This is a genomic window from Pseudomonas sp. HMSC076A11 (assembly GCF_001810205.1).
Taxonomy (GTDB): Bacteria; Pseudomonadota; Gammaproteobacteria; order Pseudomonadales; family Pseudomonadaceae; genus Pseudomonas; species Pseudomonas aeruginosa.
On sequence record NZ_KV800281.1, the window covers coordinates 136,747 to 148,498 of the forward strand.

At 67.9% G+C, this 11,752-nt stretch carries 12 protein-coding genes; 10 read left to right on the forward strand and 2 right to left on the reverse strand.

The genetic code is table 11. The features are described 5' to 3' along the window. Positions 1-59: 59 nt before the first annotated feature. Together HMPREF2716_RS06210 and HMPREF2716_RS06215 are read right to left on the reverse strand one after the other, a co-directional pair. Complete coding sequence (locus HMPREF2716_RS06210; protein ID WP_003101895.1) at positions 60-941, reverse strand: dihydrodipicolinate synthase family protein; 882 nt, start codon at positions 939-941, stop codon at positions 60-62. A 59-nt stretch (positions 942-1,000) separates the two neighbouring features. Next, entirely contained in the window at positions 1,001-1,783 is a 783-nt protein-coding gene (locus tag HMPREF2716_RS06215) for an aldolase (RefSeq protein WP_003084054.1), read from the reverse strand. A 154-nt stretch (positions 1,784-1,937) separates the two neighbouring features. Between HMPREF2716_RS06215 and HMPREF2716_RS06220 the strand changes: the two genes are divergently transcribed. The 10 genes from HMPREF2716_RS06220 (at position 1,938) to HMPREF2716_RS06265 (ending at position 11,668) form a co-directional block, all read left to right on the forward strand. Continuing rightward, positions 1,938-2,477, forward strand: a complete 540-nt coding sequence (locus tag HMPREF2716_RS06220) for a helix-turn-helix domain-containing protein (protein WP_003084057.1) — start codon at positions 1,938-1,940, stop codon at positions 2,475-2,477. A gap of 150 nt (positions 2,478-2,627) precedes the next feature. Continuing rightward, positions 2,628-3,479 carry a CoA transferase subunit A gene (locus HMPREF2716_RS06225; protein WP_003084060.1) on the forward strand — a complete coding sequence of 284 codons (852 nt, stop codon included), beginning with the start codon at positions 2,628-2,630 and terminating at the stop codon, positions 3,477-3,479. Continuing rightward, complete coding sequence (locus HMPREF2716_RS06230; protein WP_023518265.1) at positions 3,476-4,258, forward strand: CoA-transferase subunit beta; 783 nt, start codon at positions 3,476-3,478, stop codon at positions 4,256-4,258. Before HMPREF2716_RS06225 ends, HMPREF2716_RS06230 begins: the two co-directional genes overlap by 4 nt. Beyond that, entirely contained in the window at positions 4,255-5,460 is a 1,206-nt protein-coding gene (gene pcaF / locus HMPREF2716_RS06235; protein WP_003101891.1) for a 3-oxoadipyl-CoA thiolase, read from the forward strand. Before HMPREF2716_RS06230 ends, pcaF begins: the two co-directional genes overlap by 4 nt. Positions 5,461-5,609: 149 nt before the next feature. Beyond that, positions 5,610-6,908, forward strand: coding sequence for an MFS family transporter (locus HMPREF2716_RS06240; RefSeq protein ID WP_003101889.1), 1,299 nt, complete (start codon positions 5,610-5,612; stop codon positions 6,906-6,908). Between the two features lie 22 nt (positions 6,909-6,930). Next, positions 6,931-8,310: a 3-carboxy-cis,cis-muconate cycloisomerase gene (locus tag HMPREF2716_RS06245; RefSeq protein ID WP_023518266.1), complete on the forward strand. Its 1,380-nt coding sequence runs from the start codon at positions 6,931-6,933 to the stop codon at positions 8,308-8,310. Positions 8,311-8,324: 14 nt separating this feature from the next. Further along, positions 8,325-9,116: a 3-oxoadipate enol-lactonase gene (pcaD, locus tag HMPREF2716_RS06250; protein WP_023518267.1), complete on the forward strand. Its 792-nt coding sequence runs from the start codon at positions 8,325-8,327 to the stop codon at positions 9,114-9,116. 10 nt (positions 9,117-9,126) lie between these two features. Beyond that, positions 9,127-9,528 (forward strand): 4-carboxymuconolactone decarboxylase, encoded by a 402-nt coding sequence (gene pcaC / locus HMPREF2716_RS06255; RefSeq protein WP_003084072.1) that lies wholly within the window; start codon positions 9,127-9,129, stop codon positions 9,526-9,528. A gap of 174 nt (positions 9,529-9,702) precedes the next feature. Beyond that, positions 9,703-10,644, forward strand: a complete 942-nt coding sequence (locus HMPREF2716_RS06260; protein WP_003084073.1) for a LysR family transcriptional regulator — start codon at positions 9,703-9,705, stop codon at positions 10,642-10,644. A 190-nt stretch (positions 10,645-10,834) separates the two neighbouring features. After that, positions 10,835-11,668 (forward strand): hypothetical protein, encoded by an 834-nt coding sequence (locus tag HMPREF2716_RS06265; RefSeq protein ID WP_003101885.1) that lies wholly within the window; start codon positions 10,835-10,837, stop codon positions 11,666-11,668. The last annotated feature ends 84 nt before the right edge of the window (positions 11,669-11,752 follow it).

Sequence of the window (11,752 nt, forward strand, 5' to 3'; positions counted from 1 at the left end):
AAAAAAACGACGGGCCCCAAGTCGTCCGGGCCCGTCGGGTCAAAGCGCTGACGGGGTGATCAGCGCAGCTCTTCCAACAACCCCTGCAGATACCGACAGCCCTCGGTATCCAGCGCCTGCACCGGAAGGCGCGGCGCCCCCACCTCCAGGCCGGAGAGGCCCAGGCCGGCCTTGATGGTGGTCGGCAGGCCCCGGCGGAGGATGAAGTCGAGCAGCGGCAACTGCCGGTAGAACAGCGCGCGGGCCTTCTCCAGGTCGCCGTCGAGCACCGCCTGGTAGAGCTGGCCGTTGAGCGTCGGGATCAGGTTCGGCGCGGCGCTGCACCAGCCTTTCGCGCCGGCCACGAAGGCCTCCAGCGCCAGCGGGTTGCAGCCGTTGTAGAAGGGCACCCGGCCTTCGCCGAGCAGGCGCAGCTTGTGCATGCGCTGGATGTCGCCGGTGCTCTCCTTGACCATGGTCACGTTGTCCACTTCGCGGACGATGCGCAGGATCAGTTCCACCGACATGTCGATGCCGCTGGTGCCCGGGTTGTTGTAGAGCATCACCGGCACGCCGATGGCTTCGCCCACCGCGCGGTAGTGCTGGAACACTTCCGCCTCGTTGAGCTTCCAGTAGGAGATCGGCAGGACCATCACCGCCTCGGCGCCGAGGGATTCGGCGAACTGCGCGCGGCGCACGGTCTTGGCGGTGGTCAGGTCGGAGACGCTGACGATGGTCGGCACGCGATGGGCGACGGTCTTCAGGGTGAAGTCGACCACCTCGTCCCATTCCGGGTCGCTCAGGTAGGCGCCTTCGCCGGTGCTGCCGAGCGGGGCGATGGCGTGCACGCCGCCGTCGATCAGGCGCTCGATGGAGCGGCCGAGGGCCGGCAGGTCGAGACCGCCGTCGGCGGCGAAGGGGGTGATGGTGTAGCCGATGATGCCGTGGATGGATGCGGACATTGGATGTACCCGTGACATTGAGTGGGAAATGCCAGGACGGACCTGGTGGGAAAGGTCGTTCAGCTCAGGCAGTCGCTGTTGCGCGGCAGGCAGCGCCGGGCGTAGTAGTTGAATGCGGCGCCGTGGCGCTTCGGGGTGGAGATCCAGTCGTGGGCCTCGCGCGCCAGGGCCGGCGGGATCGGCTTGATCTCCCCGGCGGCCATCGCCAGCAACTGCATCTTCGCCGCGCGCTCGAGCAGCACCGCGATCACGCAGGCCTCCTCGATGCTTGCACCGGTGGCCAGCAGGCCGTGATGGGAGAGCAGGATGGCGCGCTTGTCGCCGAGGGCGGCGGAGATGATCTCGCCTTCCTCGTTGCCTACCGGCACGCCCGGCCAGTCCTTGAGGAAGGCGCAGTCGTCGTATAGCGGGCAAAGGTCCATGTGCGAGACCTGCAGCGGTACTTCCAGGGTCGACAGCGCGGCGATGTGCAGCGGGTGGGTGTGGATGATGCAGTTGACGTCCGGGCGGGCGCGATAGACCCAGCTGTGGAAGCGATTGGCCGGATTCGCCATGCCGTGCCCGTGGAGGACGTTGAGGTCTTCGTCGACCAGCAGCAGATTGCCGGCGCTGATCTCGTCGAAGCCCAGGCCCAGTTGCTGGGTGTAGTAGGTCCCCGCCTCCGGGCCGCGCGAGGTGATCTGCCCGGCGAGCCCGGAGTCGTGGCCGGCCTCGAAGAGAATCCGGCAGGTCAGGGCCAGCTTTTGCCGGTCAGTCCACGTATTATCGCCGAGGCTGCTTTTCATCTGCTTCAGCGCGTGCTGGATCAGTTGATCCTTGGGTAATTCCAGTGTCGTAGCCATGCGAGGTTCCTTTGACGGAGCGAGTCGGGGGAAACGCCAGGCAGTTGCGCGCCACGCAACGACCCGGCTGTAAATGACACGGATCAAGTTATATGACACAAAGTGTCATTAGCAAGAGAAAAGTTTCATCGCCATCGGGAGAAGGCTGTCCTCAATGTCCATGCGCTTGAAATTGCTGAGAAAAAAACTCGGGGTCACGCTGGAGACCCTGGCCGACAAGACCGGCCTGACCAAGAGCTACCTGTCCAAGGTCGAGCGCGGGCTGAACACGCCGTCCATTGCCGCCGCGCTGAAGCTGGCGAAGGCGTTGAACGTGCAGGTGGAGGAGCTGTTCTCCGAGGAAAGCGACGGTGTCGACGGCTACAGCATCGTTCGTCGCGACCAGCGCAAGTCGCTGTCCAGCGGCGACGACGGCCCGGCCTACGCCTCCCTCGCGCAGCAGATCGGCGCCCGCGCGCTGTTGCCGTTCATCGTCCACCCCCCGCGCGATTTCAGTCACTCGACGTTCAAGGAGCACCTCGGCGAAGAGTTCATCTTCGTCCATGAGGGCCAGGTCGAGGTCGACTTCATGAACCAGCGGATCATCCTCGAGCGCGGCGACGCCCTGCATTTCAACGCACAGAAGCCGCACCGCATCCGCTCCCTGGGGGAGACCCAGGCGGAATTGCTGGTGGTGATCCACAGCGACGAATGAGGCGACGGCTTCGGTCGATCGGATGCTTGCTAACGTTCTGTTCGATTATCGAACTGTTAATCGATTATCGGATTGTGAGCCCTCGGACCCCGGCGTAAGGTTCTCGTCACGTGCCGTCCAGGCAGCGCACAACAAGACGAGACCCGACCGATGGCTGAAATCCTCTCCCTGCGCGAAGCGGTGCGACGCTTCGTCCACGATGGCGACAGCGTCGCCCTCGAAGGCTTCACTCACCTGATCCCGACGGCCGCCGGCCACGAGCTGATCCGCCAGGGCAGGAAAGACCTGACGCTGATCCGCATGACTCCCGACCTGGTCTACGACCTGCTGATCGGTGCAGGCTGCGCGAAGAAGCTGGTGTTCTCCTGGGGCGGCAACCCCGGTGTCGGTTCGCTGCACCGCCTGCGCGACGCGGTGGAGAAGGGCTGGCCGCAACCGCTGGAGATCGAGGAACACAGCCACGCCGACCTCGCCAACGCCTATGTCGCCGGCGCCTCCGGGCTGCCCTTCGCGGTGCTGCGCGCCTACGCTGGCTCCGACCTGCCGAAGGTCAACCCGCTGATCCGCAGCGTCACCTGCCCGTTCACCGGCGAAGTGCTGGCGGCGGTGCCCTCGGTGCGTCCGGACGTCAGCGTGATCCACGCGCAGAAGGCCGACCGCAAGGGCAACGTGCTGCTCTGGGGCATCCTCGGCGTGCAGAAGGAAGCCGCCCTGGCGGCGAAGCGCTGCATCGTCACCGTCGAGGAGATCGTCGACGAACTGGACGCCCCGATGAACGCCTGCGTCCTGCCGAGCTGGGCGCTCAGCGCCGTGTGCCTGGTGCCCGGCGGCGCGCATCCGTCCTATGCCCACGGCTACTACGAGCGCGACAACCGCTTCTACCAGGACTGGGACCCGATCGCCCGCGACCGCGAAAGCTTCACCGCGTGGATCGACGAATACATCCGGGGGACCGAGGATTTCGGCGCCTTCCAGGCCAAGCTCGCGGAGGGCAAGCGATGAGCAGCTACAGCACCAACGAGATGATGACCGTGGCCGCCGCCCGCCGCCTGCACAACGGCGCGGTGTGCTTCGTCGGCATCGGCCTGCCGTCGAAGGCCGCCAACCTGGCGCGCCTGACTTCCTCGCCGGGCGTCGTGCTGATCTACGAGTCCGGGCCGATCGGCGCCAAGCCCAGCGTCCTGCCGCTGTCCATCGGCGACGGCGAGTTGGCCGAGACCGCCGATACCGTGGTCCCCACCGGCGAGATCTTCCGCTACTGGCTGCAGGGCGGACGGATCGACGTCGGCTTCCTCGGCGCGGCCCAGGTCGACCGCTTCGGCAACATCAACACCACCGTGATCGGCGACTACCGCCAGCCCAAGGTGCGCCTGCCGGGAGCCGGCGGCGCGCCGGAAATCGCCGGCAGCGCCAAGGAAGTGCTGATCATCCTCAAGCAGTCGCACCGCACCTTCGTCGACAAGCTGGCCTTCGTCACCTCGGTCGGCCATGGCGAGGGCGGCGACTCGCGCCAGCGCCTGGGCCTGCCGGGCAAGGGGCCGGTGGCGATCATCACCGACCTGTGCATCATGGAGCCGGAAGCCGGCAGCAACGAGTTCGTGGTCACTTCGCTGCATCCGGGCGTGACCCGCGAGCAGGTGGTCGAGGCCACCGGCTGGGCGATCCGCTTCGCCGAGCGGGTCGCCGAGACGCCCGCGCCGAGCGAGGTCGAACTCGCCGCGCTGCGCGACCTCGAGGCGCGCACCGCGGCCGCCCATGGACAGAAGGGGAGCGACGAATGAGCCGCGAGGTATTCATCTGCGATGCCGTGCGCACGCCGATCGGCCGTTTCGGCGGCAGTCTTTCCGCGGTGCGCGCCGACGACCTCGCGGCGGTGCCGCTGAAGGCCCTGGTCGAGCGCAACCCGGGGGTCGACTGGTCGGCGTTGGACGAGGTGTTCCTCGGCTGCGCCAACCAGGCCGGCGAGGACAACCGTAACGTGGCGCGCATGGCGCTGCTGCTGGCCGGTTTGCCGGAGAGCGTGCCCGGCGTCACCCTCAACCGCCTCTGCGCCTCGGGGATGGACGCCATCGGCACGGCGTTCCGCGCCATCGCCTGCGGCGAGATGGAGCTGGCCATCGCCGGCGGCGTCGAGTCGATGTCGCGCGCGCCGTACGTGATGGGCAAGGCCGATAGCGCCTTCGGGCGCGGCCAGAAGATCGAGGACACCACCATCGGCTGGCGCTTCGTCAATCCGCTGATGAAGGAGCAGTACGGCATCGACCCGATGCCGCAGACCGCCGACAACGTCGCCGACGACTATCGCGTGTCGCGTGCCGACCAGGATGCCTTCGCCCTGCGCAGCCAGCAGCGCGCCGGCAGGGCGCAGGAGGCCGGTTTCTTCGCCGAGGAAATCGTCCCGGTGACGATTCGCGGGCGCAAGGGCGACACCCTGGTCGAGCACGACGAGCATCCGCGTCCCGACACCACCCTGGAGGCGCTGGCCCGGCTCAAGCCGGTCAACGGGCCGGAGAAGACCGTCACCGCCGGCAACGCGTCCGGGGTCAACGACGGCGCCGCCGCGCTGGTCCTGGCCTCCGCCGAGGCAGTGGAGAAGCACGGCCTGACTCCGCGCGCGCGGGTGCTGGGCATGGCCAGCGCCGGCGTCGCCCCACGGATCATGGGCATCGGCCCGGTGCCGGCGGTGCGCAAGCTGCTGCGGCGCCTGGACCTGGCGATCGACGCCTTCGACGTGATCGAACTCAACGAAGCCTTCGCCAGCCAGGGCCTGGCCTGCCTGCGCGAACTGGGCGTGGCCGACGACAGTGAGAAGGTCAACCCGAACGGCGGTGCCATCGCCCTCGGCCACCCGCTGGGGATGAGCGGTGCGCGGCTGGTCCTCACCGCGCTCCATCAACTTGAGAAGAGCGGCGGCCGGCGCGGCCTGGCGACCATGTGCGTAGGCGTCGGCCAAGGCCTGGCGCTGGCCATCGAGCGGGTCTGACTGGCACAACCGGGTCGCCCGCCCGGTATCAAGAGCGCGCGTCGCGCGGCGCTGCCCATGTTTCGGCGGCGGCGCGGCGCGTGTGCAGCGGAACAGGACGCTCCGTCGCACGGTCAGGATGAAACGGACCCTGTCGAGAGAACAACAGCATGACTGCCCCTGTTCACCAGTACAGCAACGAAGAACGCCGCAAGCGCATCTTCGCCATCGTCGGCGCCTCCTCCGGCAACCTCGTGGAATGGTTCGACTTCTACGTCTACGCCTTCTGCGCGATCTACTTCGCACCGGCCTTCTTCCCCTCCGACAACCCCACGGTGCAGTTGCTGAACACCGCCGGGGTCTTCGCCGCCGGCTTCCTCATGCGCCCCATCGGCGGCTGGATGTTCGGCCGCATCGCCGACAAGCACGGGCGCAAGACCGCCATGCTGATCTCGGTGGTGATGATGTGCGCCGGCTCCCTGGCGATCGCCTGCATGCCCACCTACGCCAGCATCGGTACCCTGGCGCCGGCGCTGCTGTTGCTGGCGCGGATGTTCCAGGGCCTGTCGGTGGGCGGCGAGTACGGCACCAGCGCGACCTACATGAGCGAGGTGGCGCTCAAGGGCCAGCGCGGCTTCTTCGCCTCGTTCCAGTACGTCACCCTGATCGGCGGACAGTTGCTGGCGGTGCTGGTGGTGGTGATCCTGCAGCAGTTGCTGAGCGAAGACGAACTGCGCGCCTGGGGCTGGCGGATTCCCTTCGTGATCGGCGCGATCACCGCGGTGATCGCCCTCTGGCTGCGGCGCTCGCTGAACGAGACCGCTTCGAAGTCGACCCTGGAGCGCAAGGAGTCTGGCACCTTCGCCGAGCTGTTCAAGCACAAGCGGGCCTTCTTCACCGTGCTCGGATTCACCGCCGGCGGCTCGCTGATCTTCTACACCTTCACCACCTACATGCAGAAGTACCTGGTCAACACCGCCGGGATGAGCGCCAAGACCGCCAGCGCGGTGATGACCTTCGCCCTGCTGGCGTACATGCTGATGCAACCGCTGTTCGGCATGCTTTCCGATCGCATCGGGCGCAAGACCTCGATGCTCTGGTTCGGCACCCTGGGCACGCTCTGCACCCTGCCGATCCTGCTCGCGCTGAAGACCGTGAGCAGTCCCTACATGGCCTTCTTCCTGATCATCCTGGCGCTGGCCATCGTCAGCCTGTACACCTCCATCAGCGGCCTGATCAAGGCCGAGATGTTCCCGCCGGAGGTGCGCGCCCTCGGCGTCGGAGTGTCCTACGCGGTGGGCAACGCGATCTTCGGCGGCTCGGCCGAGTACGTCGCCCTGGGGCTGAAGTCGGTAGGGATGGAGAACGTCTTCTACTGGTATGTTTCAGCCATGTGCCTGCTGGCGCTGCTGGTCTGCGTGAGCCTGCCGGACCTGCGCAAGGTCAGCTACCTGAACGACGAGCCCTGACGGGCCGGGAAAAGGAAAACCGATGAGCGACGTACCCGCCAACCAGTTGTTCGATGCCTATTTCACGGCGGCGCCGATGCGCGCGGTGTTCTCCGACCGCGGCCGCCTGCAAGGCATGCTCGACTTCGAGGCCGCCCTGGCTCGCGCCGAGGCGCGCACCGGGGTGGTTCCCGCGACGGCGGTGGCGCCGATCGAGTCGGCCTGCCGCGCCGAACTGTACGACCCGCTGGCGCTGGCCGAGGCGGTCGCCACTGCCGGCAACTCGGCGATCCCGCTGGTCAAGGCGCTGGGCCGCCAGGTGGCGGCTGGCGACGCCGAGGCCGAGCGCTACGTGCATCTCGGCGCCACCAGCCAGGACGCCATGGACAGCGGCCTGGTGCTGCAACTGCGCCGTGCGCTGGCCTTGCTCGAGCAGGATCTGCAACGTCTTGCCGAGGTCCTGGCGGACCAGGCCGAACGGCATGTCGACACGCCGCTGGCCGGGCGCACCTGGTTGCAGCACGCCACCCCGGTGACCCTGGGCATGAAGCTCGCCGGCCTGCTCGGTGCCTTGACCCGGCACCGCCAGCGCCTGCGCGAGTTGCGCCCGCGCCTGCTGGTGCTGCAATTCGGCGGCGCCTCGGGGACGCTCGCCGCGCTCGGCGAACAGGCCCTGCCGGTGGCCGCGGCGCTGGCCGAGGAGCTGGGCCTGGCTTTGCCCGAACAACCCTGGCACACCCAGCGCGACCGCCTGGTGGAATTCGCCAGCGTGCTCGGCCTGGTGGCCGGTAGCCTCGGCAAGTTCGGTCGCGATGTCAGCCTGCTGATGCAGACCGAGGCCGGCGAGGTCTTCGAGCCGGCCGGCGCCGGGCGCGGCGGTTCCTCGACCATGCCGCACAAGCGCAACCCGGTGAGCAGCGCGGTGCTGATCGCCGCCGCCACCCGTGCGCCGGGGCTGGTCTCGACCCTGTTCGCGGCGATGCCGCAGGAACACGAGCGCAGCCTCGGTCTCTGGCACGCCGAGTGGGAAACCCTGCCGGAACTCTGTTGCCTGGTTGCCGGCGCGCTGCAACAGGCGATCGGCCTGCTCGAAGGCCTGGAGGTGGACGCCCAGCGGATGCGCCGCAACCTTGGCCTGACCCACGGCCTGGTGCTCGCCGAGGCGGTGAGCATCGCCCTGGCCCGCCGTATCGGCCGCGAAGCCGCGCACCATCTGGTGGAACAGTGCTGCCGCCGCGCCGTCGAGCAGCGCCGCGAGTTGCGCGCGGTGCTCGGCGAAGAGGCGCGGGTGAGCGCCGAGTTGTCCGGCGACGAACTGGACCGCCTGCTCGATCCCGCCCATTACCTCGGCCAGGCCCGCGCCTGGGTCGAGCGCGCGCTCGCCGAACACCATGCCCTGGGCTTCGAACCCCATCCCGCCTGACTGGAGATCCCTTCGTGCCAACCGTACGCCTCGCCGACGGCGACCTGAACTACTCCCTGGAAGGACCGGCCGGCGCGCCGGTCCTGCTGTTGTCAAACTCGCTGGGCACCGACCTGGGCATGTGGGACACGCAGATCCCCGCACTCACCGCCCATTTCCGCGTGCTGCGCTACGACACCCGCGGCCACGGCGCCTCGCTGGTCACCCCCGGACCGTACGCCATCGGCCAGCTCGGCGCCGACGTGCTTGCCCTGCTCGATGCCCTCGAGCTGCCGCGCGTGCATTTCTGCGGGCTGTCCATGGGCGGCCTGATCGGCCAGTGGCTGGGCATCCACGCCGGCGAGCGGCTCGGCCGGCTGGTGCTGTGCAACACCGCGGCGAAGATTGCCAGCGACGAGGTCTGGAACACCCGCATCGATACCGTCCTGAAAGGCGGCGAGCAGGCCATGCGCGACCTGCGCGACGCCTCGGTGGTGCGCTGGTTCACCGCGGGCTTCGCCGAGCGCGAACCGGCGCAGGTCGAGCACATCGTCGCGATGCTCGCGGCCACCTCGCCGCAGGGCTACGCGGCCAACTGCGCTGCGGTACGCGACGCCGATTTCCGCGAGCAGCTCGGGCTGGTCCAGGCGCCGACGCTGATCGTCGCCGGCAGCCACGATGCCGTGACCACTCCGGACAACGCCCGCTTCATGCAGGCGCGCATCGCCGACGCGCAGTTGGTCGAGTTCGCCGCCGCGCACCTGTCCAACGTCGAAGCGGGCGACGCCTTCAGCCGCCGCCTGGTCGATTTCCTGCTGTCCGCCTGAGGAGCCGCCGATGGACGAGAAACAACGCTACGAAGCCGGCATGCAAGTGCGCCGCGCGGTGCTCGGCGACGCCCATGTCGAGCGCAGCCTGGCCAACCTGACGCCGTTCAACGAAGAGTTCCAGGAAATGATCACCCGCCACGCCTGGGGCGACATCTGGACCCGTCCGGGGCTGCCGCGACACACCCGCAGCCTGGTCACCATCGCCATGCTGATCGGCATGAACCGCAACGAGGAACTCAAGCTGCATCTGCGCGCGGCGAAGAACAACGGGGTGAGCCGCGACGAGATCAAGGAAGTGATCATGCAGAGCGCCATCTACTGCGGTATCCCCGCGGCCAACGCGACCTTCCACCTGGCCGAATCGGTGTGGGACGAGCTTGGCGTGGAGTCGCAGCAGGCGTCCCGGTAGGTCGCCGGCGGCGCTAGCGGTAGGGCGAATGGCGTCGCAGGCGTTATCCGCCGATACCCCGAGGGCCAACGGCGGTTATCCGTCCTGCGCGTGGGCCGGCGAGGCGGCGCTTCCCCTTGCCATTCGCCGGCGTTTCCCGGAAGGTCGACAGCTCCGTCATCCCTTCGGTCCGCCATGAGCCGCAAGCTGCATATCCACGCGCCCGCGATCCACTACTTCGACATGGTTCGCCGCTGCCATTCGATCCGCGAAGCCGCGCGGCGCCTGAACGTCGCCTCGTCGGCGGTGAACCGGCAGATCCTCAAGCTGGAGGACGAGATCGGCGCGCCGCTGTTCGACCGCCTGCCCGGCGGCCTGCGCCTGACCGGAGCCGGGGAGATCTTCGCGCGCCACGTCACCGTGGTCCTGCAGGACATGGAGCGCGTGCGTTCCGAACTGGACGCGCTGCAAGGCCTGCGCACCGGCCATGTGGAGATCGCCACCATCGAAGCGGTGACCAGCGACCTGCTGCCCTGCGTGCTCAAGGCGATGCGCGAACGCTACCCGGACATCACCGTCGGCGTCACCCTGCTCGGTTCCCAGGCGATACCCGAGGCGGTGAGCAGTGGCGCGGTCGACCTCGGCCTGGCCTTCGCCCTGCCGCGCAGCGCCGACCTGCAACAGGTCAGCGTCGGCCATTTCCGCCTCGGTGCCATCGTCTCCCCGCAGCACCCGTTGGCGCGACACCAGGCCATCGCCTTCGCCGATTGCGTCGAACATGGCCTGATCATGGCCAAGAGCGAGCTGTCCATCCATCACCTGCTGGCGCCGCTCCAGCGCCGTTTGCGCGAACCGCGCCGGGCGGTGCTGGAGAGCAGCTCCCTGGAGCTGTCGCGACAACTGGCGCGGCGCGGGCTCGGCGTCGCCTTCCAGACCCGCCTGGGGATCGAGGCCGACATCGCCCAGGGCGAGCTGCGTTTCCTGCCGCTGAAAGACAATGGCGGCATCCACAGCGACCTCGGCCTCTACGTGCGTACCGGCCGTTACCTGCCGGTGGCGGTGGACGCCCTGGCCCGGCAGATCGCCGAGGAAGTGCGCCTGCGCGAGCGCGAGGAAGCGCGCCTGAACGAGGCCTGAGCGGCGCTCGCGCCGATGCCAGACGGCTTGCCCGAGCTTGCCCGTCCGCTGATGCCGTTTCGGCATCGGCATGTTCGATATTCTGCTCTTTGGTCAGCGCGGCGAAGTGCCGATACTGCCCCGCGACCCCGGCGCGAAACCGGGGGCTGAGTCGCCACAAGAACAACAAGCAACCAGCAGGACACACAGCATGAAGAAGATGATGCAGGGCGCCGCCGCCCTGATCGCGCTCGTCGGCGCCGGGGAGAGCATGGCGCTGGAATGGATGAGCAACAGCGTCGGTTTCCGTTACGGCCAGCAATTCACCAACCCGAACAACCCGGACAAGTTCGCCAAGCGCATCTACAGCTTCACCCACGCCGACGGCTATCGCTACGGCAGCAATTTCTTCAATCTCGATGTGTTCCTTTCCGACAACCGCGACCCGCGCAAGGGCACCGACCATGGTGGCAGCGAAGTCTATGCGGTCTACCGCCACCAGCTCTACGCTTCGCGGGTGTTCGACCGGCCGCTGGGCACCGGCCTGGTCAAGGACTACGCCTTCACCCTGGGCTTCGACGCCAGCCGCAACAACAACCTGGCTTCGGCCAAGAAGCGCGCCCTGGTGTTCGGCCCGACCCTCAAGTTCAACGGTCCCGGCGTGCTCGACCTGAGCCTGCTCTACTACCGCGAGAAGAACCACTTCGGCGTGCCCGGCGCGCGCCATCCCGACCACACCTTCGACACCACCTACATGCTTAACCTGACCTGGATGCGGCCGTTCAAGGTCGGCAACCATGCGGCGAAGTTCCAGGGCTTCGTCAACTACGTGGGAGAGAAGGGCGAGGACTACAACGACAAGGACACCGCGGCGGAAACCCTGGTCCGCACCGCCCTGATGGTCGCCGCCCTGCCAGGCGACAAGCGCCAGCCGAACCTGTGGCTCGGCGTCGGCTACGAGTATTGGCACAACAAGTTCGGCGTCGACGGTGGCACCGGCAGCCGCACCTCGACGCCGACGTTGAATATGGAATTCACCTTCTGAAGCGAAGCGCCGTCGCCCTACGCGATGCCGCCAACCCTGGGGTGGGGCGGATAACGCCACCGGCGTTATCCGCCGATACACCGA

Bases quoted from the DNA above. Each gene is read 5' to 3' on its own strand.
- HMPREF2716_RS06265 (WP_003101885.1), top strand. From the start codon at position 10,835: ATGAAGAAGATGATGCAGGGCGCCGCCGCCCTGATCGCGCTCGTCGGC.
- HMPREF2716_RS06245 (WP_023518266.1), top strand. From the start codon at position 6,931: ATGAGCGACGTACCCGCCAACCAGTTGTTCGATGCCTATTTCACGGCG.
- pcaC (WP_003084072.1), top strand. From the start codon at position 9,127: ATGGACGAGAAACAACGCTACGAAGCCGGCATGCAAGTGCGCCGCGCG.
- HMPREF2716_RS06215 (WP_003084054.1), bottom strand. From the start codon at position 1,783: ATGGCTACGACACTGGAATTACCCAAGGATCAACTGATCCAGCACGCG.
- HMPREF2716_RS06210 (WP_003101895.1), bottom strand. From the start codon at position 941: ATGTCCGCATCCATCCACGGCATCATCGGCTACACCATCACCCCCTTC.
- HMPREF2716_RS06220 (WP_003084057.1), top strand. From the start codon at position 1,938: ATGTCCATGCGCTTGAAATTGCTGAGAAAAAAACTCGGGGTCACGCTG.
- HMPREF2716_RS06230 (WP_023518265.1), top strand. From the start codon at position 3,476: ATGAGCAGCTACAGCACCAACGAGATGATGACCGTGGCCGCCGCCCGC.
- HMPREF2716_RS06225 (WP_003084060.1), top strand. From the start codon at position 2,628: ATGGCTGAAATCCTCTCCCTGCGCGAAGCGGTGCGACGCTTCGTCCAC.
- HMPREF2716_RS06240 (WP_003101889.1), top strand. From the start codon at position 5,610: ATGACTGCCCCTGTTCACCAGTACAGCAACGAAGAACGCCGCAAGCGC.
- pcaF (WP_003101891.1), top strand. From the start codon at position 4,255: ATGAGCCGCGAGGTATTCATCTGCGATGCCGTGCGCACGCCGATCGGC.
- HMPREF2716_RS06260 (WP_003084073.1), top strand. From the start codon at position 9,703: ATGAGCCGCAAGCTGCATATCCACGCGCCCGCGATCCACTACTTCGAC.